General features: G+C 49.6%; 22 protein-coding genes and 1 pseudogene. 11 read left to right on the top strand and 12 right to left on the bottom strand.

Features of this window, described 5'->3' with window-relative positions; genetic code table 11:
* Positions 1-36 precede the first annotated feature (36 nt).
* Positions 37-426, bottom strand: coding sequence for a DUF6678 family protein (locus tag ACJJIQ_RS17710; protein ID WP_445362594.1), 390 nt, complete (start codon positions 424-426; stop codon positions 37-39).
* Between the two features lie 81 nt (positions 427-507).
* On the bottom strand, positions 508-834 hold the full coding sequence (locus tag ACJJIQ_RS17705; protein ID WP_445362593.1) for an Imm51 family immunity protein: 327 nt from the start codon (positions 832-834) through the stop codon (positions 508-510).
* Between the two features lie 330 nt (positions 835-1,164).
* Between ACJJIQ_RS17705 and ACJJIQ_RS17700 the strand changes: the two genes are divergently transcribed.
* Positions 1,165-2,106, top strand: coding sequence for an IS110 family RNA-guided transposase (locus tag ACJJIQ_RS17700; protein WP_413662913.1), 942 nt, complete (start codon positions 1,165-1,167; stop codon positions 2,104-2,106).
* A gap of 84 nt (positions 2,107-2,190) precedes the next feature.
* Here ACJJIQ_RS17700 and ACJJIQ_RS17695 read toward each other — a convergent pair.
* Positions 2,191-3,122: pseudogene (locus ACJJIQ_RS17695) on the bottom strand (IS1595 family transposase).
* A 977-nt stretch (positions 3,123-4,099) separates the two neighbouring features.
* On the opposite strand from ACJJIQ_RS17695, the gene ltrA (ACJJIQ_RS17690) reads away from it, so the two are divergent.
* Positions 4,100-5,371 (top strand): group II intron reverse transcriptase/maturase, encoded by a 1,272-nt coding sequence (gene ltrA, locus ACJJIQ_RS17690; RefSeq protein WP_445362592.1) that lies wholly within the window; start codon positions 4,100-4,102, stop codon positions 5,369-5,371.
* Between the two features lie 402 nt (positions 5,372-5,773).
* On the top strand, positions 5,774-7,045 hold the full coding sequence (gene ltrA, locus ACJJIQ_RS17685; protein ID WP_445362591.1) for a group II intron reverse transcriptase/maturase: 1,272 nt from the start codon (positions 5,774-5,776) through the stop codon (positions 7,043-7,045).
* Between the two features lie 79 nt (positions 7,046-7,124).
* On the opposite strand, the gene ACJJIQ_RS17680 is transcribed toward ltrA (ACJJIQ_RS17685), so the two are convergent.
* The 9 genes from ACJJIQ_RS17680 to malT form a co-directional block, all read right to left on the bottom strand.
* A complete protein-coding gene (locus ACJJIQ_RS17680) occupies positions 7,125-7,535 on the bottom strand; it encodes a hypothetical protein (RefSeq protein ID WP_445362590.1) in 411 nt (136 codons plus the stop codon).
* 45 nt (positions 7,536-7,580) lie between these two features.
* On the bottom strand, positions 7,581-8,423 hold the full coding sequence (locus ACJJIQ_RS17675; RefSeq protein ID WP_445364828.1) for an IS3 family transposase: 843 nt from the start codon (positions 8,421-8,423) through the stop codon (positions 7,581-7,583).
* A gap of 11 nt (positions 8,424-8,434) precedes the next feature.
* Positions 8,435-8,743, bottom strand: a complete 309-nt coding sequence (locus tag ACJJIQ_RS17670; protein WP_445362589.1) for a transposase — start codon at positions 8,741-8,743, stop codon at positions 8,435-8,437.
* 158 nt (positions 8,744-8,901) lie between these two features.
* Positions 8,902-9,225: a hypothetical protein gene (locus ACJJIQ_RS17665; protein WP_445362588.1), complete on the bottom strand. Its 324-nt coding sequence runs from the start codon at positions 9,223-9,225 to the stop codon at positions 8,902-8,904.
* 84 nt (positions 9,226-9,309) lie between these two features.
* The gene (locus tag ACJJIQ_RS17660; protein WP_413662299.1) at positions 9,310-10,077 is read right to left on the bottom strand and encodes a DUF5677 domain-containing protein; all 768 of its coding nucleotides are present in this window, start codon (positions 10,075-10,077) and stop codon (positions 9,310-9,312) included.
* An 85-nt stretch (positions 10,078-10,162) separates the two neighbouring features.
* Complete coding sequence (locus tag ACJJIQ_RS17655; RefSeq protein WP_413662918.1) at positions 10,163-10,525, bottom strand: DUF2750 domain-containing protein; 363 nt, start codon at positions 10,523-10,525, stop codon at positions 10,163-10,165.
* A gap of 518 nt (positions 10,526-11,043) precedes the next feature.
* The gene (locus ACJJIQ_RS17650; protein WP_413662944.1) at positions 11,044-11,457 is read right to left on the bottom strand and encodes an immunity protein RhsI2 family protein; all 414 of its coding nucleotides are present in this window, start codon (positions 11,455-11,457) and stop codon (positions 11,044-11,046) included.
* Positions 11,458-12,798: 1,341 nt separating this feature from the next.
* Positions 12,799-14,442: an alpha-amylase family glycosyl hydrolase gene (locus tag ACJJIQ_RS17645; protein WP_445362587.1), complete on the bottom strand. Its 1,644-nt coding sequence runs from the start codon at positions 14,440-14,442 to the stop codon at positions 12,799-12,801.
* Positions 14,443-14,651: 209 nt separating this feature from the next.
* Complete coding sequence (gene malT, locus ACJJIQ_RS17640; RefSeq protein ID WP_445355578.1) at positions 14,652-17,366, bottom strand: HTH-type transcriptional regulator MalT; 2,715 nt, start codon at positions 17,364-17,366, stop codon at positions 14,652-14,654.
* 434 nt (positions 17,367-17,800) lie between these two features.
* Here malT and ACJJIQ_RS17635 point away from each other — a divergent pair, with 434 nt between their 5' ends.
* The 8 genes from ACJJIQ_RS17635 (at position 17,801) to ACJJIQ_RS17600 (ending at position 23,582) form a co-directional block, all read left to right on the top strand.
* Entirely contained in the window at positions 17,801-18,694 is an 894-nt protein-coding gene (locus ACJJIQ_RS17635; RefSeq protein WP_445362586.1) for a hypothetical protein, read from the top strand.
* Between the two features lie 50 nt (positions 18,695-18,744).
* Positions 18,745-19,395, top strand: a complete 651-nt coding sequence (locus ACJJIQ_RS17630; protein WP_444926023.1) for an MBL fold metallo-hydrolase — start codon at positions 18,745-18,747, stop codon at positions 19,393-19,395.
* Between the two features lie 55 nt (positions 19,396-19,450).
* On the top strand, positions 19,451-20,065 hold the full coding sequence (locus ACJJIQ_RS17625; protein WP_108734663.1) for a DUF2799 domain-containing protein: 615 nt from the start codon (positions 19,451-19,453) through the stop codon (positions 20,063-20,065).
* 82 nt (positions 20,066-20,147) lie between these two features.
* On the top strand, positions 20,148-20,576 hold the full coding sequence (locus ACJJIQ_RS17620) for a hotdog fold thioesterase (protein WP_444892114.1): 429 nt from the start codon (positions 20,148-20,150) through the stop codon (positions 20,574-20,576).
* Between the two features lie 33 nt (positions 20,577-20,609).
* On the top strand, positions 20,610-21,317 hold the full coding sequence (locus ACJJIQ_RS17615) for a M48 family metallopeptidase (RefSeq protein WP_445355579.1): 708 nt from the start codon (positions 20,610-20,612) through the stop codon (positions 21,315-21,317).
* A gap of 43 nt (positions 21,318-21,360) precedes the next feature.
* Positions 21,361-22,722: a 23S rRNA (uracil(1939)-C(5))-methyltransferase RlmD gene (gene rlmD / locus ACJJIQ_RS17610; RefSeq protein WP_445362585.1), complete on the top strand. Its 1,362-nt coding sequence runs from the start codon at positions 21,361-21,363 to the stop codon at positions 22,720-22,722.
* 61 nt (positions 22,723-22,783) lie between these two features.
* Positions 22,784-23,152: a DUF2750 domain-containing protein gene (locus ACJJIQ_RS17605; RefSeq protein WP_444895989.1), complete on the top strand. Its 369-nt coding sequence runs from the start codon at positions 22,784-22,786 to the stop codon at positions 23,150-23,152.
* Between the two features lie 55 nt (positions 23,153-23,207).
* Entirely contained in the window at positions 23,208-23,582 is a 375-nt protein-coding gene (locus ACJJIQ_RS17600) for a VOC family protein (protein ID WP_445362584.1), read from the top strand.
* Positions 23,583-23,588 lie beyond the last annotated feature (6 nt).

Genomic DNA, 23,588 nt, shown 5'->3' with positions numbered 1-23,588 from the left:
TGGGGGCCGGTAGCTAAAAACTACCGGCTACCCGATTTATACGAATTCAGGGCAAGCCCCCGGTGTTAAGTACCCCCATACCCGGAAGTATGACTCCTGATTGGAATATCTAATTCCGCGACTCTTTAGGACACTTAGAATCTCAGCTGACCTATTTGTCTCTTTATCTGATACGAGACGACCCCGATATTCACTCACAATGGGGTTGAAATCTAGCCACTCTATTGCCGAAGTATCTTCGAACAATTGATCCCACCAAACTGGGCTAAAACCAAAAATCTCATCTGACGTAATTAGCTTATATCTGATACAGATATTCAGAGAATGAAGTTCTTCAAAATCCCCGCATAACTCACGCCACTTTGTTTTGTTCATCGCAGAGACCAACTGACGCTCATTGATGATCTTAAGGAGATTCTCGTTCATACTTCAGTCGTATAATAACGCCTCAAACACCGGCGAAGCTATGCTGCGTCTGAGTGCTTTGACTCGTTGTATTTTTTGATTTCAACCGTATTGTGCATATTTGGATATATGATTCAAAAGAGAATCTTTATCATCATAAAACTCAGAAACAAACTCTGATATTTTTTCCAAAACTTCCTTGTTATGGCTTCTAACACAGAACATATCGGCCTCTGAATCAAACTCCAAAGCTTGAATCAGATCTATTTGTTTATCTTTACATAGGTTTTCGATCAGTCGATTCCAATCATGACCATTTCCAAGAAAACCTGCTTCTTCAAATGCATCCCATTTCAGATCAGTTAGCAATAAGCTATATGCGCCACCATATTCAGAAAGTTTAAATGGGTAGAAAGTATTATTAGTCATTTTTCGATCTCTCAGTAAATATAACGATTACAACAGGGGCGGCTGGAGCGAAGCGTAGGCCGTCTCGCGAAGGGCCAAAGGCCCATAGCAACCTGCTTGTACTTGTATGGTTGTTCTTGCCCGATTCTGATGTTGAAAATCCTTTTCGTTAACGGGTAAATTGAGACCCACCTTCGGCGGCCACCGAAGGCCTTGTTTATCACAGTTCGCTGCTTGGCTGGTTCGTAAAAGACCGATAACAAGTATGAACGTGATAAGCACTCACTAGGCATAACTCGGATAGTCATGTGGGCCTCGAGCCCGAATAGCAAGGCGGAGATAGCTTATCTTATGGAACCTCAAGAGATCAATGTCGGTATCGATACCAGCAGTAAACAACTCGATATTTATGTGAGACCTACTGGCCAGTTCTTTAGTGTTGCCAATGATAAAAATGGCATTAAAGATGCCATTAAACAACTACAACCTCTTAAACCTCAAAGAGTATTAATAGAGTCTACGGGAAGGCTCGAGTTAGAGTTTGTTTGCGCCGCCGACAAAGCCGGATTACCTATTGTTGTTTGCAATCCTTCGCAGATAAGGAGCTTCGCTAAATCCGCAGGGCGCCTCGCCAAAACTGACAAGCTAGATGCAATGGATATTGCACATTTTGGTGAGGCCATGAAGCCAGGGCTGTCGGTGCTAAAACCAGAAAAGCTTAGGGAGATCAGTGACTTACTGGCGGTAAGAAGTCAGTGTTTAGAGATGAGTACAATGCAAAAGAATCGGCTTCAGAGAATGCCGAAATCAGTACACAAACCTATACAGACCATTCTAAACACCATCAAGAAAGAGCTACAAGGTATCGACAAGCAACTGGATAAACTGGTTAACAGTGTGTCTGAGTGGCGGCAAAGGCGTGACCTATTGTTGAGTGCCAAAGGGGTCGGAAATGTATTGGCCTATACGTTAATGAGTGAACTTCCTGAGCTAGGACAATTGAACCGTAAAGAAATCGCTGCACTTGTCGGTATCGCCCCGATGAACCGTGATAGCGGCAACTTCCAGGGCAAACGATATATTCGAGGTGGAAGGCATCGCGTACGCACGGTTCTTTTTGTTTCCATCATGTCGGCCATACAACATCATCCCAAACTAAAGCCCATGTATAAGCGATTAGTCGACGCTGGCAAACCTAAAAAGGTTGCTCTGGTTGCCTGCATGAGAAAGCAGATTACGATCCTGAATACAATGGTGAAAAACAACACCTACTGGGATGAAAGTATGGCTTAAAAACTTGACGAGTAACCATAGTCACTTGTTAGAGCTTTTTGCCCCCATGCTAATTTTTAAACGATAATATTTCCTAATTACCACTTATGCTAAGCCAATTTTTAGCAACCTTTCTGGCATCGGTGGTGTCCGAAGAGAGACGTAAATCAATCTTGGAATGAGTGCCGACAAATCAAACCTCCGATTAAAGCGATATTGAAATTCTGCCAAATAGCGCTGTGCATATTTCGGCCTAATAGCATGGTAAGTGCTACGTAGCGCACTCTTTAAATTACCAAGTACTGTATTTACCCAATAGAACTCAGGCTCTTCAACAGAAGCTCGGCCACCACCACAAACAATTTTGTCATGTACACAACCGGCCTCCTTAATGGCATTGAAGCATGGAAGACCATCTGAGATGACTGTGCTGCCACTGCAAAGGTACTTTTTACTCCAGGTTGAAATTTCACTGCTTTTGAAGCCCTTGATAATTGAGAGCTTAATACGGGTTGGGCGTCCCTCCTTGGTTGTTTCAACGGCCGCCACAAAGGGAGTTTTACCCTTGGCTCCGCGCCCGGGCTTGCATCCAGTACGCTCACCACCGAGATAGGCATCATCTAGTTCAATAAAACCGGACAGTTTGTATCGTCCATCATCACTTGCATGAGTTTCTGCTTCATACGCCATGCTGCGTTGTAAGAGATACCTAGATGTCGAGATAGCTCCATAGAGGAAATGCCCTTCTTATCCTGAGTAATCAGGAAAATACCGAGAAACCAGGTGGTGAGGGGGAGCTTCGTGGAGTCAAAAATTGTACGAGAGGTAATCGATGTCTGACGCCGACAATGGTTACATTGCTTAAGCTTGCGATAAGCGAGGTCGCAATGCTTGTCATGCCCGCAGTGAGGACAACTAAAGCCATTGGGCCAACGCCACTGCGACAGTGCATCGAAGCACTGTTCCTCGCTGCCGTACATTTTGAGGAATTGGGTCAAACTAATACCCTTCTGAAACTGTACCTTGTTGCGAGCCATGGCGTATTCCCTTGCAGATCAACGAGATAGCTGTATTTATATACAGTTACGCATAACTTAGCAAGAGTGGTAATTAGGTAATATTTTGAGACCAAAGCACACCAGTGCACCAATAAGAACACCCTGCCCAGCAGCAATGACCGGAACTAGAGGCACAGCCAGAAGCAGATTTTCTGGGGCATCAGGCTGAATTAGGGCAGCAATTAAGATTAGTGGTGTAAATATTACTGAGACACTAGCAGTCCAGCCTTTCCATACTTGTTTGAACATTAAATATCTCGATCCGATTGGAAGCTATAACGCCTGCGTCAAAGGCGGCGAACGGAGTGGTGCAAATTGCGTTAAAATTGGCGCAGCCAATTGCAATTTGTGCCGCGGAGTTTGCCGTCCTTTGCACGCTTTTGGTACGCCCAGCATGGGCGTGAACTAATGGGGTGAAAGTCCCCTGTAGGAAGATCACCGTTTAATGGACTTCATTAAATGCTAACTACTAGCGAATGGCAACTGCAATACCGTGAGGTCTTGTGGGGAGGAAGCCGCTAGCAAAACTACGAGCTGACGGACAGAAACATCATATAAGGCTTAGCCTGGAGGCGAGGTGGCCAAGGACACCGAAGCCATGTGATCTAACGGGTAGAGTAAATGATGCAGCTGTGTAGTGAAAGTTCACGTTCTTATCTGGGGAGATCTGTTTAACTTGCCGCTGTGAAGCTGTCAGCGTGGCCACTGACTCATAAGTAGGCCCAGCCCGCTAGCCACCATCGAGGGGGTAAAATAAAGTGGTGGAACACAGCGGCGCCTCGGCCAGTAATGGCCAAGGTGATTGAACAGAAGTCAGCAGACGGCATAGTAGCCAAATGCCAAGATTAATACCTTGGATACGGTGAAGGCCTGAACCCAAACTCCATGAGTTAAAAGACAGGGCTAGCCTACTGATATGTTGCCAGCCGGATATAAAATTGACGTAGCGCACTGCCATGACACTCAACTCAAATGAAAATCTGCTTGAAGCCATCCTCAGCAAAGAAAATCTTAATGCTGCATGGAAACATGTGCGAAGCAACAAAGGTGCCGCAGGCATTGACGGGATTACTGTCGATAATTTTGTGCAGCACTTTAAGGCAGTTGGCGACGACCTCATCGAGACCATTCGACAGGGTCATTACCAGCCGCTTCCCGTCAGGCGGGTCTACATTCGCAAGCGAGATGGTGGCCAGCGTGGTCTCGGGATACCTACGATCTTTGATCGTATTATTCAGCAGGCTATCGCCCAAATCATCGGTCCCAGTTTCGATAAAACCTTTTCGGAGTTCAGCTATGGGTTCCGCCCAAAGCGATCGCAGCATCATGCGGTAAAAAAGCTGCGAAAGTATATCGAGGGAGGGAAACGAATAGCAGTGGATGTCGATTTATCTAAATTCTTCGATCGGGTAAATCATGATTTCCTCATGAGTTTACTTGGCCAAAGAATCAGCGATAAGCGCTTACTCAAACTGATCGCAAGCTACTTGCGTGCAGGAAGAGTAGAAGATGGATGCTGGAAAGCCTGTCATGAGGGGCTGCCACAAGGTGGCCCTTTATCGCCGCTGCTGTCTAATATTGTACTCGACTTGCTCGACAAAGAGCTGGAAAAACGCCGACACAATTTCGTCCGTTATGCGGACGATTTTGTGATTGTGGTTTCCTCTAAGCGCGCGGGTGAGCGGGTTATGGCGAGTATTAAACGCTTTGTTGAGCGCAAGCTTAAGCTCAAAGTTAACGATACTAAAAGCCAAGTGGTTCCTGTCAGCCGTTGTAAGTTCCTAGGTTTCTCTTTTCGGGGGGCAAAGCTTGTCTGGCATGATAAGTCCCTGCTCCAATTTAAATACTGCGTCCGCCAGATTACAGGGCGATCTCGTGGTATCTCTATGGAAAAGAAACTGAAAGAACTTACCGTATACCTCCGTGGTTGGATCAACTATTTTGGAATAGCGCAAGGCTATCAAAAATGTATAGATCTAGACTGCTGGATACGGCGGCGATTAAGAATGAGCTATTGGAAGAATTGGCGCAGAGTGAGAACGAAAGTTCGAAATTTACTGCGTATGGGTGTGAGTGAATCGCTGGCAGTTACCTGCGGCTCGTCCGGTAAAAGTTACTGGCGAAGCGCAAAAACTGAGGGTATTCATATTGCGCTCAATAATGAGTTCTTCGAAGAGATGGGTTTGATTTCAATGCGAGATCGTTGGGTAGAGATTCATTACGGATAGGGAACCGCCCATTGCGGACCCGCATGATGGGTGGTGTGGGGGCCGGTAGCTAAAAACTACCGGCTACCCGATGTACGCCCAGCATGGGCGTGAACTAATGGGGTGAAAGTCCCCTGTAGGAGGATCACCTGTAAAGCTGTCAGCGTGGCCGCTGACTCATAAGTAGGCCCAGCCCGCTAGCCACCATCGAGGGGGTAAACAAAATTGGTGGAACACAGCGGCGCCTCGGCCAGTAATGGCCAAGGTGATTGAACAGAAGTCAGCCGACGGCATAGTAGCCTAATGCCAAGATTAATACCTTGGATACGGTGAAGGCTTGAACCCAAAATCCACGAGTTAAAAGACAGGGCTAGCCTACCGATGTGTTGCCAGCCGGATATAAAATTGACGTAGCGCACTGCCATGACACTCAACTCAAATGAAAATCTGCTTGAAGTCATCCTCAGCAAAGAAAATCTTAATGCTGCATGGAAACACGTGCGAAGCAACAAAGGTGCAGCAGGCATTGATGGGGTCACCGTTGATGATTTTGTGCAGCACTTCAAGGTAGTTGGGAATGAAATTATCGAAGCCATTCGGCAAGGTCATTACCAGCCGTTGCCTGTTAGACGCGTCTACATTCGCAAGTCAGATGGTGGTCAGCGAGGGCTAGGGATACCTACGATTTTTGATCGTGTTATTCAGCAAGCTATCGCGCAAATCATCAGCCCTATTTTCGATGTGACTTTTTCAGAGTTTAGCTATGGCTTCCGGCCAAAGCGATCACAGCATCACGCGGTGAAAAAACTACAAAAGTATATCGAGGGTGGCAAGCGAATAGCGGTGGATGTCGATCTATCCAAGTTCTTCGATCGAGTGAATCATGACTTTCTCATGAGCTTACTCGGCCAAAGAATTAACGATAAGCGTTTACTCAAACTGATCGCAAGCTACTTGCGCGTAGGCTGGGTAGAAGATGGATGTTGGCAAGCGTGTTATGAGGGGGTGCCGCAAGGTGGCCCTTTATCGCCGCTGCTATCCAATATTGTACTCGATCTGCTCGACAAAGAGCTGGAAAAACGCCGACACAATTTCGTCCGCTATGCGGACGATTTCGTGATTGTCGTTTCCTCTAAACGCTCAGGTGAACGGGTTATGGCCAGCATCAAACGCTTTGTTGAGCGCAAGCTTAAACTCAAAGTTAACGATGCTAAAAGCCAAGTAGTCCCCGTTAGCCGGTGTAAGTTTCTGGGGTTTTCTTTCCGTGGAGCAAAGCTTGTCTGGCATGATAAGGCGCTGCGCCAATTTAAATATCACGTCCGTCAGATTACAGGGCGATCCCGTGGTATTTCGATGGAGAAGAGAATGAAAGAGCTTACCGTATTCCTCCGTGGCTGGATTAATTATTTTGGTATAGCACAAGGCTACCAAAAATGTATTGATCTAGACTGCTGGATACGGCGGCGATTAAGAATGAGCTATTGGAAGAATTGGCGCAGAGTGAGAACGAAAGTTCGAAATTTACGGCGTATGGGTGTGAGTGAGTCGCTGGCAGTTACCTGCGGCTCGTCCGGTAAAAGTTACTGGCGAAGCGCAAAAATTGAGGGTATTCATATTGCGCTCAATAATGAGTTCTTCGAAGAGATGGGTTTGATCTCATTGCGAGATCGTTGGGTAGAGATTCATTACGGATAGGGAACCGCCCATTGCGGACCCGCACGATGGGTGGTGTGGGGGCCGGTAGTTAGAAACTACCGGCTACCCGATTTATGTTTCACTCTTTAGTAAAAAACTCGTTTATTTTATCCCTTATTACAAATCTATCTCTAGATTCAAACTGTTCTACTGGTTTATCCCAGTTTTCACTAACAGGAAGAGCGAGCTCGTATTTTAATTTAATGCCATTCAAATTCTTTGATATAGTTTGTTTAGGAGTTGGCTCAATATTTACGTCGTCGTTCCATTTCAATAAAAGTAGTTTATAGCTCCCGCTCGGATCGCAATCAGGCGTCCACCCCAAATCAATAGACATTCTTAAATGCCGATTCCTTAATAGCAAGATATCTTCATAAAACGGATACTTAAGCCGCCCCGTTTCTAATGATTGAGATTCGTGGTCAATATCATAAAAATGATTTTTCACCACCTCCCATCCAACGGATATTTTCAATGCTAGTAGTTCCATACTTCCTCGTAAACTGGTCTTGCCCACAAAAAGTAAACACTCTAACTATGCGTATTTTCGCTCATACTCTGCTGGACTTACATAGCCCAATGCAGAGTGCCTACGAACCCTATTGTAGAAAATCTCAATGTATTCAAACACTGCAGATTTTGCTTGCTCTTCGCTTTCGAATGCTCTGGCATAGACCATCTCGACTTTTAGCCTGCTAAAGAATGATTCCATTGCCGCATTATCCCAACAGTTAGCCTGGCGACTCATACTCGGCTTGCACTTACTTTCAGACAAGAGATCCTGGTATTTCTGCGATCGATATTGCACACCCCTGTCGGAGTGAACTATTAGTCCAGGCTTTATTTGTCGTCGCTCTAGGGCCATTTTCAACGCTCGATGTGTCAACTCATCGGTCATCTGGGAGTCAAATGCCCAACCTACAATACGTCGAGAGTACAGATCCATAACTACCGCGAGGTACAACCACCGCTCCAGAACCCAGATATACGTAATGTCACTGGTCCAGCGGCAATTTGGTCGATCCACATCGAAGCAACGCTTAAGTAGGTTGGCGGCGACATTGATATTCCTCTCTACTGGCTGACTATATCGAAAGCCTTTGCCGTTTCTCGCTTTAATATGCTCCTGTTGCATAAGCTTAGCGACGTAGTTCCGCGAGCATGACTCGCCTAATTCTTGAAGCTCGCAAGCGATTCTAGGCGCTCCATAACGACCTTTAAACTCAGAAAACGTCTCTCGGATTTTCTCGATTGTTCGTATCTTTCTAATCGTGCGAGCAGATGGCAACCGTCCCCGCCATCGATAATAACCCGATCTTGAGACTTCTAAACACCGACACATCAAGCTAACCGGGAATGACCCTACATGCTCTTGTATCAGCGCGTACTTTACTCTTGGTGGTTCGCAAAGTACGCAGCTGCCTTTTTTAGAAACTCAACCTCCTGACGAGCTTCATGCAGCTCCTTCTTGAGCTTGCGAACTTCAGCGCTTTCCTGTTTGGAATAGTCGACACTGTCTAAACTATTGAACTGCTTATCAGACAGTCGATTAAATTGACGACGCCAGTTGTAGATCTGCTGTGCGCTGACGCCTAGTTCTCTTGCCACAGAAGCCGTTGTTACTCCAGGCTTTTCCGCTCTCTTAACTGCTTCTCTACGGAACTCCTCCGTATACGCCTGAGTTCTTTTCTTACCCATGATACACCTCCGTGTTAGGCCTAAACCTAACTATACAGGGTGTCTACTAAACGTGGGTAAGTCTTAAACATAACGCCTAGTGCACTGGGACAAAAAGCAGCTTTTCGCTTTTTGTGTCCTGTGCCACGCCTGGTTATGTGATAGAAGTAAATACAACACTACAACCACCTTCCCAATGCCGAATTACTCTGGATGTATTTAACCTGTTCGCTAGAAAGTACTTCCGGGGAATACTTTTCAAGAACTTCCATATCCAGATGACAGCCCATGTTTTCGCAAAGAAATTCTATTACTTGCGATTCCAGATTAACGAAACTTTCGTCAGCACAACTTTCCTTAGCTGATTTCAAAAATTCTAAAAGCTCACCTCTGACAGCAATATACTTTTGGTCGTACTCTTCGTCAGGAATTTCATCCATCAGTTCGAAAACCTTTTCAAATTCTAATTTTATCTGCTCAAAACTATTAATCAGACTTTCCATTCCAATCCTTTCACATAACGCCGCCAGCAGGGGCCGAAAAACCAAAGCGAAGCGGCGGTTTTTTGGTCCCTCTGGCTGGCTTTGTTACACATTTTCTGGCTCATGCTGAGTTTCCCAGAGATTAATGAATTCAGATTTTGCTTTGGTTAGGCTCTCACTCGCCCATGCTAGGCACATACCTGAGTATCCAATTTCTAGATCTGACTCTACGCCAGTACCTCGCCCGCCTTCTGCCATGCGGTAAAAGCCCATTGGGTATGAGTGAGTGTGGCTTGACAGGAAACGATATCTAAACCTGAACTCATCGACATTGCCCCCTGCGGCTGAAATTAGCTCATCCTGGCTTTTAAAAAATGCATTATTACCTTTGAGATAATGTTTCTTTAGCTTTCCGCTCAGTGAGTTAAAATACTCAGTATTTTCTAAATCTGATTTTACCTCATTGGTATAATTCTCAAATTGCTCCACCTGATCCTCAGCACCTTCCATAACCTTAAACATTTTTAGCCTAGACATATGGTCATGAAGGTTTAGGAGGCGCCAGCGGGCTTCCCATTCTTCTGGGTCACATGCTTCAACGCACAAGTAGAAAAAGACCAAATAGGTTTCAATAATTGATCTGGTTAATGTTGCCACTGACGCACAGTCCCAGTGCATATTCTTCCCAATACTACTAGGCGGAGGGCATATTGAGAGAACTGTAACCCCGCTGGTGCATAGCTTTGTGAAAATCAAAGAAGCATAATAATGAGCAGAAGTTGGTGAAGCTATTCCCGCATACTCCATCGAAGTACTTTTGCAAGTATCTAGTACGCTTTTGAAGTTATTGTAGGACTCTTTGTATTCGCTCATAGCTTATTGTGATGTGTAACGCCTGCAGCAAAGGCCGACCGCCAGGGAGGTCCAGCCCGCTTGCGGGCGATTTTGCCTGCACTGGTTATGTGTTTTTGTCGAGGTAATAGCTAACATTAGCAATAACATCACTTGGCTCAAGGTCGTAACCTGTAGCATTTTTACCACTCCAGTTTACGCCAATTAACAGCTCACTATCAGTTAAATTTGGTGCCCACTCTTTTTCAAACTCTTCCCATGTTAATTCTTGTGGCTCAAAAATTGAGTATGCAGGTACATTTTTTATAATTTTCTGAACTCGACTATGAGTTGACCAGAATGGCATTGCTCTTTTTCCACTTGACGTTAAAGGGGCAGGATTCCCCCCCTCATCTTTGCAAGTCCATAGCTTACCATTCTTGGCTACATCTCGATAAAATGCTGCAGCCTGTGAAGCTGATTGTCCCATCTATACTTCCTTATTGATCACATAACGCTGCTAGCAAGGGCAGCCGAAGCAACGCGTAGGCTGTCCAGCCCAGCCCCGAAGGGGTTGGGCGAGCTTGCCTAGCCTGGTTATGGCTGGCGCACTCGGGACTACTTACTAGCACTTTGCCAGCCACAGCTTGGCTGGCCGCTGCCCAATATTTACGAGGAAAGAATACCGTACTTTCCCCAATCAATTCCTATCTTATTGGCACTCCGCGAAATTGCAGCGGACTGCCTCTTTTTACAACACCCGAGCGAACACTCTAGGAGAGAAACTACTTAAATAACAATCAGCAAAATTGCTCAATGCCGGATGCTATTTAGTGGCCTAAGCCTTCAGTTACCACGAAAAATCAATAAAACTGACCGCCACAATAACGCCGCAAACAGCGGCAGACTTGTTGTTGATTGTTTTGTGCAATAATGGCGAAGCCATGCACAAAACGAGCAACGGCAAGGCTGTCCAAGGAGCGCAGCGACTGATGCTGCTTTGCCTTGTTAGGTATTTTCCACCTCTATTTGCCATACAAATTCGTGATCTGTACCTTTCTTTAGAACTTCGATAAATGTGGTTACTCTCGCTCTCCTGCCAACTTGATAGTGCTTCATGTTTCTTCTTCGATTCACTACGCAGGTGTATGAATAAGTACCACCGTTATCCAGCTTTAGCGTGAAGCCTTCAGCCTCATTATGCATTCCTGTAAAGTGAATATCGTCAATGACCCCCTCATAAGTCTTGCTAGGTACTTTGCCACTATAAATATTGTCCCACCATTCGGGAGAACCATATAAACCATAAACACCTTTCAGTCCCAGGTGAGGCTTACTACTATCGAGAGACAGTTTCTGTGCCTTTTCAACTCGTGAAGGATCATCTTCATGCTCAATTTCTAGTGAGAATATTTTCTTCATGGCTACTTCTGCCTAACGTTGCCAGCAAGGGCAGCCGAAGCGGAGCGTAGGCTGTCCAGCCCAGCCTCCGGCTGGGCGATCTTGCCTGGCCTAGTTATAGCTGGCGCGCACTGAACGACTTACTTGCTCTCTGCCAGCCAACTTTGGCTGGCCACTGCCCGATAAATTTACAGGAGAAAATACCATACTTTCCCCACCGGATAACTATCTGATTGGCACTCAACGATGGCCTAGCAGGCTTGTAGGGCTTACTGACTGAAAACGAAGGCACTGAAGCCGAACTGCGGTACCAACTTGCAGGAAAACTCTCAGGAAAAGTGTGCTCAGATAGAGATTGATGCTTGCAGCAGCTACAAAACATCTAAAAATTGACCGCCACAATAACAGTTAATTCAAAAGAAGCGTCTTTATATCACCCTTCTATATAATTCTGCTGCAGTCATCCAAGATTACCCAAAAAACATAGCAATATCAGTAGGTTAGAGGCTTTGGCGCAATCCTCAACAGGTAGATATATAACAGCGGCTATATATCTACCTGCTTTTCTTGCTCGTGACAATAGTGTCACCTCCTTTAAAGTCAATGACTTAGCTCGCTCTCTCCAGAAATAGGAGAAGCTTCTCTTGAATTCTGATATTGAAAGTAGAACAAGATATGAAATGCTGTATATAAGACAGTTTGAATAGCAATGTTATGGAAGATATTCGCGGTTGAGTACCAAGTAAGACTGAATGCTTCACGGGAGTCTCCTGGTAGCATATTTGAAATTAAGTACGGTTGTTTTAGAAAGAAGAGGTAAACTTATACTCACTGGGAGAAGCAATTCATATATTTTGTTAAGGAAACTAGTCTCACTGATAGGGTGGGAAGGTTGCGAGAAGCCTCTCTCACCTTGTACTTCAAGGAAGGACTGTCCCATTTCGAAGTAGCTAAAATATAAGTCCTATTATCGGTTTTATATAAACGTTCTAAATTTTTCAATTTTTAATTTGAAAAATCATATGACGTGACTCTCCAATGGTAGTGCTTTAAATTGAGGTTGAAGGATTCTTAACTCGATGGGTTGGTATTTTTCATTAGTTGATGATTTTGGCCTTGCATTTTGTTATTTCCAATAGCGAAGACTTACGTTGAGAGGGGAGTCACATCGAATATTTTTATCTGGCTTTTTGTATTGCAGGCTATAGATGATGAAGTGCTGGAATTAAACAGAAAAAAGCCGGCATTGTGCCGGCGGCAAAGCAGACGTCGAAAGGAAGAGACGTTGCAGAGAGACTGTAATTCTTACTCGATGCCCAGGCTCGACTATGAGCTGGGCATCTTTTAAATATTGCTAATCAATCAGGCTTTTTTACGCAGCAGCACACAGGCATCTGCGGCAGCGAGCTCTAAGCTATTTCCTTCCGCATTGCCAGCAAACAGTGCAGGGGTAATATTGTGTGCACCGGAGAACTCGGCAGGTAATTTCAGGGTGCCACTGCTTTGCCCAAGGTTGAGAACAACCAGCATTTCTTCGCTGTCGCTGCGCCTTACAAAAGCAAATAAATCACTGCCGGTGTTGATCACTTCCTGCTCTGCTGTCGCCAACGACTGGGGTAGTTCCCGGTGCCAATCGATCAGTGCGCGGAAGCGGTTGAGCATGGAGCGCTGGGCGTCCTGCTGAACCTCTACCGCCCGTTGTTGGTGCTCCCCTGAGATGGGTAACCAGGGTTTTGCTGTGGAAAAGCCGGCGTTGTCGTCGCTGGTATTGGTCCAGGGCATCGGTGTGCGGCAGCCGTCGCGACCTTTGAATTCCGGCCACAGATTAATGCCATAGGGGTCTACCAGGTCTTCATAGGCAATTTCTGCTTCCGGCAGGCCCAGTTCTTCCCCTTGATAGAGGCAGACACTGCCGCGCAGTGCCAATTGCATCAGCAGGAACAGCGGGGCTCTGGCATCGGCTTGATCGTCGTTAAAGCCTTTGTTCCAGCGGGTTATTGAGCGGGGTACATCGTGATTGCTGATCGACCAGCAGGGCCAGCCCTTCTCGATTACGTCGCGGTTTTTTTCCAGGGTTTCGCGCAGGAAGCCCGCACTGCAATCCTCGGTCAATAGATCGAAGGAATAGGCCATGTGCAGGCGTTTTTCCGTGGTGTACTTAGCCATGATTTTATGGGTATTGTCGTCGCCAACTTCACCTACGGTCACAGTGCCGGGATATTGATCCATTAACTGTCTTACCCGCTGGAGAAACACCAGGTTTTCCGGCTGGGATTTATCATTCTGGTGCCACTGGTAGTCGTAGTGATTGACTGGTGGCAGGCCTTTCTCGTCGAGCTTGAGCGGGCGCGCCGGGTTATTACCCAGGGCCTGCTGGTGGAAAATAAAGTTGACCGCATCCAGTCGGAAACCATCTACACCCCGATCGAGCCAGAACTTCATATCGGCGAGCAACTGCTCCTGGACTTCCGGGTTGTGCACATTCAGGTCCGGCTGTTCTTTGAGGAAGTTGGCTAAATAGTACTGGCGGCGGCGGGTACACCAGCGCCAGGAGCCTCCTCCGAATACGGAGACCCAATTGTTGGGAGGGGTGCCATCTTCTTGGGGATCAACCCAGACATACCAGTCCGCTTTGGGGTTGTCGCGGTTGGCGCGGCTCTCCTGGAACCAGGGGTGCTGGTCCGAGGTGTGGCTGAGGATTTGGTCGATAATCACTTTCAGGCCGCGCTCGTGGGCCGCTTCGATCATCCGGTCGAAATCTTCCAGGTTGCCAAAAATAGGGTCTACATCGCGGTAGTCGGCAACGTCATAGCCAAAATCCACCATCGGCGATTTAAAAAAGGGTGAGATCCAGATGGCGTCTACGCCGAGGGATTTTACATAATCCAGTTTTTGCGTAATTCCGGGAATATCACCGATGCCATCTCCGTTGGCGTCGCAGAAGCTGCGTGGGTAAATCTGATAAATAACGCTATTGCGCCACCACTCATAGCTGTTGCCGCTCATGGATTACTGCCTTGTTTCATTATTTGAAATGTGGAGATAGTCCACCTTTAAAGGATAGGGTGAGTATGGAGCAGTCATTGGCGGGCTTCCTCCTCCCCGGCGAGGGGGGAGAGGGGGGTAAAGGGTGACCGGCCTGGGGTGGCTTGGTATCGGCGGGCGGGGATGAGGAGCATAGCGGGCACGTCCCTGTGCCGCTGGAGCAGGACTGTTTAAGGCTTGTCCTGGACTGAGCGAAGCATTTGCTCGGCCAGGGCGATGGCCTCCTGGCGATCCTTGACGTCCAGCTTTTGGTAGAGGCTGCGAATATGGGTCTTGATGGTGCTCGGCGCCACCTTAAAGTGACGGGCGATTTTCTCGTTCGACAGCCCCGAATGAATCGCATTGAGTACCTGCCATTCCCTTGGGGTGAGGGGGGAGTGGCGCAGGAAGTCCGGCACGGCATCGCTGGCCAGTATCTCGCGGATAATGGTGTCATCCAGTTCGATGCGAATACCACCGTCCAGCTCTGGCTGCTGTTGTGCTGCTTTGATCAGTTGTTGGGCTTTGCTGGACTCCGCCTCTCCCAGGCCATTTTCCAGGGCGGCTTTCAGGATAACGATTAAAGGTTTGCCGATCTGCAGGAAGCTGGCGCGAAAATCCCGTTCGTGGGAGAGAAGCAGGGCTTCACTAATAGCCTCTACAGACTGGGGGTATTGCTCGCGCAGCCACAGCAGGTGAGATTCCAGCACCCGGTTACGCAGGCGATCTGTTTCCAGGCCGCACTCGTTGGCGACTTGCTTCAGGCGGCTCAACAGGCGATTGGCATCGGACCAGTGGTGCAGCTCAATCATCGCGCGCACATGGTTGCGCCCGTGGCACTGTTCAAAGTGATTGCTGGGCCTGTCGGCGACGGGAGTAGCCTGTTCCAACCAGCTTGCGATGGCCTGCTGATTGCCCAGGGCGCGCCAGGTGCGGATGCGGGTGGCATCGGCGTTGGCGATCCAGTCTCGGTGGTAGCGTCCGTCAGTGAGCAGGCGCTCGATACGCTCCAGCCACTCCAGGGACTCCTCTTTCTCTCCTCGGGCCTGGGCGATTTTTAACAGCAGGGTGTACTCCGGCAGCAGCCAGTGCTCGCCGACCCGGCGGTTGATTTGCATACCTCGGCGAGCGGATTGCTCGGCACCTTCCAGATCGCCGGACTCCCATTGCAGCTGGCCGCGCAGCCGGCACACAAATTCCGAGATGGGCAGTGTGGACAGGTGATTTTTCTGCACCAGGGTCTGCACCTTCTCCTGCAGCGTGGACGCTTTCTTCAGCAGGCCCTGGGCAAAGGCGATCTCTGTCTGTTGGCAGATGGCCCAGGCGGCGCTGGGGATATCCCGTTCGGCGATCGCCAGGGCTTCAACTTCCTGCATATAGCGGTTGGCCTCTTGCAAGGCACCCAGGCAGAAGCTGGTCTCACCGGTGACCAGCAGAGCGGAGATTCTTTCGCCTAGCTGGTCTGCGCGGAGTAGGGCCAAAGCTTCTTCGGCATACTCCTTGGCTTGCAGTGTCTGCCCTCGGGCAATGGCCACCTGGGCGCGCATGGTGGCAAAGGCGCCCTCAAAGTCGCGCCACTGTGCCGGGTCCTCCCGCTGCAGCCAGCTTTCGGAGGCCGCCAGGTTTTTCTCGCACAGGTCGTATTCAAAATTCTCCCGCGCCATTTTGGCGGACAGGAGGGTAAAGCGGGCGCTGTGTTGCAGGGCTTCGTCACCGAGCCAGTCGAGGCAGTCCCGCAGCAGGCGCGATTGCCCCGCGCGCAGAAGCTGTTCCCCCCGATCGTTGAGCAGTTGCTTTAACCGCTCGCGGTCGCCCCCGGCCAGAGCGTGGCGCAGGGCCTCCACTGGCTGGTCTAATTCTTGCCAGGTATCACAGGCAGTGCTGTGCAGTTGCAGCAAGTGTTTGCGGTCATTGATTTGCCGCTGCAGGAAGCGGGCGAAGACTGGGTGGAAGCGGAACCACTGGCGACTTGAATCCTGCGCCTGCAGGAATAACCCGCGGCGCGCGGCTTCTTCCAGCAACTGTTGACCATCTTGCCGACCGGTAAGGCGCTCCGCCAGCTGGGCGTTAACCCGGGTGAGGATGGATGTGCAGGAGAGGAGCTGGCGCAGTTGGGGCTCCAGCCGTTCCAGCACTTCCTCAGCCAGGTAGTCGAGAATATGACTGTGGCCCTGCTCCAGTTCTGCCAGATAGCGATCCACTTCGTTGCTGTCGCGCACAGATAAAGTAAATAGCTGTACGGCGGGGGGCCAGCCCTCACTGAGGTGATGCAGTTGGGCTGCGCGGTCGCCGTCGAGATTAAACGGTAGGCGCTGCTTGAGCAGGGTGGCGATTTCCTCAATGTTGAGGGCCAGCTCATTACTGCCCAATTCCAGTAATCGCCCTTGAACTCGCAGGGTGGCCAGACCCAGGGGCGGTTGGCTGCGACTGGTGAGAACAATACCGACACCGGCGGGGGCGTGGCGCAACAAAAAGCGGGTAGTGTCATGCACCTGCTGGTTGTCGATCTGGTGGTAGTCATCCAGCACGATGCGCAGTTCGCTGGGCAGGCCCCGCAGTTCCGACAGCAGGTGGCTCACCAGGGTTGAGGGGTCCGGGCGCTGGGGCGCGGACAACAACTGGTGAGTCTGGGGGACACCATTGCCGGTCGCCCTGTGCACACTTTCCACCAGGTAGCGGCAAAATTGACTCGGTTCATTATCACTGGCATCCAGCGTATACCAGGCCACCGGGTTGTCCTGCTGTGAGGCCCAGGAGGTAACCAGCGTGGTCTTGCCGTATCCCGCAGGAGCCGTCACCAACAGCAGTTGATCGCTGTGGCATTGGTTCAGAACCGACAGCAGGCGCGGGCGCGATAGGGCGTGCTCGGGGCAATCCGGCAGGCTGTATTTGGAAGTTAAAAGCATCGCTGCGGGAGGGATTGTTATAAATGTTTGATTTTTGTACAGCCACTATTATGCACCAGGACCCGGGTATTGTTACAGCACTGTAATAGGCCAGCTTTCTGGTGATTCCGCCTCTTGGGTGGCAAATTGGAGTGGCGCCGGTTTAGCTTTGGGCAGTATATTACTATTCGGGTTAAATCGGTCATCTCAACCCGTCGCAATGCAGTTTCTGCGGCTCACTAGTGGGTACGTTAGTTCATATTTACTGTGATGTATCCACACCGGCTCGTAAAGGGATGCATGACTGTGCAGCTTCCCCTCGCGCCATTTTCAGTATTTTTTCGATTTTTCTTTGGCAGTGAGAATGCCCCTTGTGCGGGTTTTCATCAATGTTCATTCATTTAAAAAAGCCGAGCGCTGCGAAGGCGCCGATAGAATAATAAGAAGAGGAAGCCATGGCGGATATCGTAATCCTTGCTGCTGCGGGTATGGGGGCTGTGGATAACACGTTTGCAAAGCCACTGTTTTCGGCATTGGAAACCGAGCTTGGGGAGGAGTGGTCGCGTCTCTACTGCGCTGAATTACCCGGCCTGGAGCACTTCCAGAGCAATATCGAGCGCACCTTTGAGAGTATGCAGAAGCGCGAGCTGGACTTCCTGCGTGCACGAAAATATTTACTCCTGGGAATGTCGCAGACGGCGGCGCAGTCCGGCAATGTGGATCGTCGGGATAGCAACTACGAAAAGACCCAGCGCGAGATCTATGCGGCGCTGGCCAAGGCCGCTGATCAGGTTGATGAGCGGGCTCCGGTGATATTGATCAGCCATTCGGTGGGTTGTATCAACCTATCTAATTACCTCTGGGACGCCCAGCGCCCCAATGTCAGTTGCGGTGTTTGGCGTGAAGGCGGTCCCGCGGGGGTTCACAAAGGGTCTGCGCGTGAGAGGTTTTTGCGCCTCAAGACCTTGAGCCATTGGTACACCCTGGGGCCGACAATGCCCCTGTGGTGCGCCGATCGACCCCGGGAGCAAATTCAGGCGGTCACCTCCAACACCCGGGGATACAATTTTCGCTGGAAGAATTTTTATCACCCCAATGACCTGTTTGGCTGGCCCCTTAAGCCCCTGAGCCCCTCCTATAACCAGGCGGTGTGCCGTGATTATGAGACTTGTTCGCTGAGTGATCACGGCGCTTTGAGTTCAGTGGCTTTTCCCTCGCCCCCTGAGGATTACTGGCGGAACCCGATAGTTGTTGAGCAGCTGATAGAGGATGTGCGCTCCCTGCTCAAGACGGTGAATAAGCCCGCTCATCGGCACCCACAACCCTCTCAGCAGGCTCTCGCGGTATAATCCCCAATTACCTCAACAGTCTCCTGTAAAAGATGAAGGGCCGCTTTCTTATGTCGCTGCAATATCACCTGGTTCCGGTTACTCCTTTCCAGCAAAACTGCTCGCTGCTGTGGTGTGAAGACAGTAAGTGCGCGGCTGTTGTCGACCCCGGTGGCGATCTCGATAAGATTCTGGCGGCGGTGGAGGAGCGCGGTCTCAAGCTGGAGAAAATCTTGCTGACCCACGGCCACCTGGACCATGTAGGCGGCACTGCGGCGTTGTCCAAGCAGCTCCAGCTGCCGATAGAAGGGCCGCATAAAGGCGATGATTTCTGGATTCAGCAGTTGCCCATGCAGGCGCAGATGTTTGGTTTCCCCGCTGTCGAAGTATTTACTCCAGACCGCTGGTTGGAGCAGGGAGATACGGTTACTGTAGGGGATCAGGAACTGGAGGTGCACCACTGCCCGGGCCATACCCCCGGCCATGTGATTTTCTTCCACCGCCCCAGCCAGTTGGCTCTGGTGGGAGATGTTTTGTTTGCCGGTTCGATCGGACGTACGGACTTCCCCCAGGGAGATCACGATACCCTAATTCGCTCTATCAAAGAGCGCCTATGGCCGCTGGGTGATGAGGTTCAATTTGTACCGGGGCATGGCCCCATGTCCACTTTTGGCCAGGAGCGCCAAACCAATCCTTTTGTCGCCGACAAGCGCTTTGGTTAAGTGATACCTGGATTCCAATAACAGGCGGGAAGTACAGCGCCGGGAGTCCCATTTTATGTTTGCAGGAAAAATACGTCTTTTTCTCGTTTTGCTGGTGCTGGGGTTAAGCGGCTGCGCAGTAATTTCCGAAGAGGAGTGCCGCGCGGGGCTCTGGTATGAGCGGGGCCTGCAAGACGGCGCTCGCGGTCGCTCACAGTCGCTGGTGTACGATATTGCCCAAGAGTGTGACAGCTACGACATGCATGTGGATAGCGATGCATGGCTGCAGGGCCATGAAGAGGGTATAGAGACTTACTGCACTGCGGAAAATGGCTATCACCAGGGGCGTAGGGGACGTAATTACCAAGGAGTTTGCACTGGCCCTACTGCTGATTTGTTTTTACAGAATTACGAGCGCGGTCTCGCCGAATACCGCATAGAGCAGCATTACCAGCGCCTTTTGTGGCGCCGGGATAATTTAGAGCGCGAGTTGCTCTCCCTGCATTACGCCTATCGGAACACTGATAGTGAAGCCCAGGCCCAGGCATTGTACTTGCAGCGCAGCCGCCTTCGCTGGGAGCTGCGGATGTTGGATATGGAGTTGTTTCGTTATGGCTTGTTTGGCCCCACGCATTTAACGCCCGGCTATTATCCCCCCGGATTTTTTTCTGCCAGATTATTTTATTGGTAAGTAAAAAATTTATTGGTCCTAGATTGAAGTAAAGAAGTCCGGGTTAATGCCCCGGTATCACACGCACAAGAGATTTATTGTAATGGCAATTTGGCATTTAGATCCTTCACTGGAAGAACTGAACCAGGGAATATCCCAATGCATGCCCGGCTACCTGGGAATGGAAATTACGGAAATTGGCGATGATTACCTGGAAGGGACTTTGCCCGTAGACCATCGCACTCGCCAGCCCTTCGGTATTTTGCATGGTGGTGCCAATGTCGTATTGTCGGAGACGCTGGGTTCCATAGGTGCCAACCTATTAGTGGATACCGATAAATTTTATTGTGTCGGTCAGGAGGTTAACGCCAATCACCTGCGCCCTGTCCCTGAGGGAGAGGTTCGCGGTCGTGCGAAACCCGTGCATATTGGGCGCAGCAGCCAGGTGTGGGAAATTCTGATCTATGCGCCCAATGGTAAACTCAGTTGTATTTCTCGCATTACCATGGCTGTTGTAGCTCATGGTGCCTAGTATTAGCTCCTGGGTTGCGAGTGGAGATCCCGCTTGAAACAGGCCCAGGATTTTATTTTTGAAGATATTCCCTATCGCTTGGTGCGTTCGAACCGGCGCAAGCGTCTGGGACTGGTACTGTCTTCCGGTGGTGTGGAAGTGCGAATTCCACAGCGTTGTGCAGCCCGTTATGGGCATGAATTCCTGCAGGAAAATATCCAGTGGGTGAGAGCGCAGTTACTCGCAGCCGACCGGCGCGCTGCGCAGGTGCCGCAATATCAGTACGCTTTTGGTGAGAGTTTTCCCTGGCTGGGACAGCAGCTTCCCTTACAGCGTGCGACAAGCAGTAAAAGTGCCGGTATTGGCGATGGTGCTATCGGGCTTTATACCCGCTATCTCCAGCCCGATGACACGCAGCTGCAAACTGCTTTACAACGCCTTTACCAGCGGGAAGCATTGGCATTGTTAACGCAAAAATCCCATGTGTTGGCCGAGCAGCTGGGGTTAAGTATTTCATCAGTAAAAGTTCGTCGTACCAAAAGCAAGTGGGGTCACTGTAGTATTCGCGGTGAGCTACAGTTTAACTGGCTTGTTTGTCTCGCTCCTGAGCCGGTGGTGGATTACCTGGTGGCCCATGAGGTCTGCCATTTGCAACACCATAACCACAGCCGCGCTTTTTGGGATTTAGTCCAAAGTGTGTGCCCCAGATTTAAAGAATTGCGCCGCTGGTTGCGTGATAACGGTCACCGCCTGACCCTGTAACTTTTTTCTATTCTTTAGTTGTACTGAATTCTCCCAATTAATTATGAGTAAGAAGCCCCGTTTTATTACTGGCCGCAAGCCGGTTAAAAAAAACTTGCCGAGCCGCGCTGAAGCGACAATAGAAAAATTTAGTCACGATATGCGCGGTATTGCCCGGGTAGGTGGCAAGACGGTGTTTATTGATAGTGCCTTACCGGGAGAGCAGGTTAAATTCCTCTATACCGCACGGCGCGGCCGCTTTGATGAGGGAATTGTTGAGGACGTCATATCGCCTTCAACGGATCGGTGCGCACCGCAGTGCGCCTATGTGGATTCATGCGGAGGCTGTTCGGTACAGCACCTGGAGCCATCGGCACAAATTATTGAAAAGCAAAAAATTCTTTTGGATCAGTTGTCGCGCTTCGGTGGAATTGAACCCGAAGAAATACTGCCGCCGTTAACCGCTGATCCCTATGGTTATCGGCGCAAGGCCCGTATCGGCATTCGCAAATTAAAAAAGTCCCAGGGTGGTGAGCTGCTTTTTGGTTTTCGAAAAAAGCACAGCAATGATTTGGTAGATATTGATGAGTGCCCGGTACTACATACAAAAATTGCCGAACATTTAGGGTCGCTTAAAAAACTTGTTGGTGAAAGTGAAGGCCGGGCAAACTTTTCTCATCTGGAAGTGGCGGTTGGAGATGATGTGACAGCTCTGGTGCTCCGCCATTTAAAGCCCCTGTCAGATAAGGACTTGGCGCTCTGGTTAGCATTTGCTAAAAGCACTGGTATACACCTGTATATACAAGGTGGCAGTGATGCTTCACTGGAGAGAATCTGGCCGATAGAAGGGGCCGCTTATCTAAGTTATCAGTTGCCGGAATTTGACCTGACGCTGAGATTTAAACCGCAGGATTTTGTGCAGGTAAATTTTGCGATAAATCGGCAGATGGTGAGTCGAGCCGTTGAGTTACTCGATCCGCAACCCTCCGAGCGCGTATTGGATTTATTTTGTGGATTGGGGAATTTTACCCTGCCATTGGCGCGTCGTGCAGCGGAAGTGATCGGAGTCGAAGGTGTCGGTGCTTTAACTCAACGGGGCGAGGACAATGCCGCTTTGAACCAATTACAAAATGTGCACTTTTATTCTGCCGACTTGAACGAAAAAATGGCAGGTGCGCCTTGGGCTGAAGCAGGTTTCGATAAAATCCTGTTGGACCCACCGAGGGACGGCGCTCTGGAGGCTGTGCGCGGGTTGGCGCAACTTTCTGCCAGTAGGATCGTCTACGTCTCCTGTAACCCGGCCACCCTGGCCCGGGATGCCGGTGAATTGGTGAAGTTGGGGTACCGGTTGAGTAAGGCGGGTGTCATGGATATGTTTCCCCATACCGATCATGTTGAGTCGATGGCTGTATTCGACAGAATTTAGGGCCTATTGAGACCGGGAAAACTAACGTAAACTGCGGTAAAACCGTTTAAGCGAAGTTGTTATGCAAAGCGAAACCCTAACCGATAATTTTGAAGATAATTGCGCGCGCTTTTTGCCTGAAGCTGTAGGCCAGGGCTGCGTCTGGGCCCTGCAGGGTGAGGAGGGCTTTGCACTTTGTGAGTCTGAAAAGCGGGCCGATACCGAGGTTATGCCCTTTTGGTCGCAAAGAGAATTTGCACAAGACCACTGCGAAGGAGACTGGGCTGACTATGAGGCAGTGGCAATTGACCTGGAAGAATTTATGGATGACTGGCTTACCGGCATGCATGAAGATGTCTTATTGGTGGGGATAAACTGGAATGCCGAACTGGAAGGGGTTGAGATGGAACCCCTGGACCTACTGGAGCAGTTGGAGCAAGAGCTGCAATAAACTGCGCCATAGTGCCCCACCCAATGGATAAAAATTACTCAACGGGGTGTCTCAAATGGGGCAGATTCTTGGCTTGCGCAAAACAGTCTACGGAGTTGCCAACATTACCGAGGCTGTGGCTTGGTATACGCAGGTACTCGAACAGAAACCCAGCTATGAAAGCGATAGCTATGCGGCATTTAGTATTGCTGATTGCGAGCTCGGATTAAATGCCGATGCGCGCAGTGCGATCAGCCGGGCCGATGGTGTAGTTGCTTACTGGCAGGTTTTGGATTTGGCCGCGCAGATTGAGCGACTCGGCACTATGGGGGTGCGGCAGCACACGGATGTAGAGGAAGTTTCTGGACGTGTGCTGATGGCGAGCTTTCTCGACCCCTATGGCAATGTTTTTGGATTGATTGAGTACCTGCAAACGCCCATTGAGAGATAGGACCAT

Source organism: Microbulbifer maximicatervae (SeqCode) (assembly GCF_052468295.1).
Note: the sequence above shows the minus strand (reverse complement) of the source record. Positions and strands in the feature narration are given on the sequence as shown.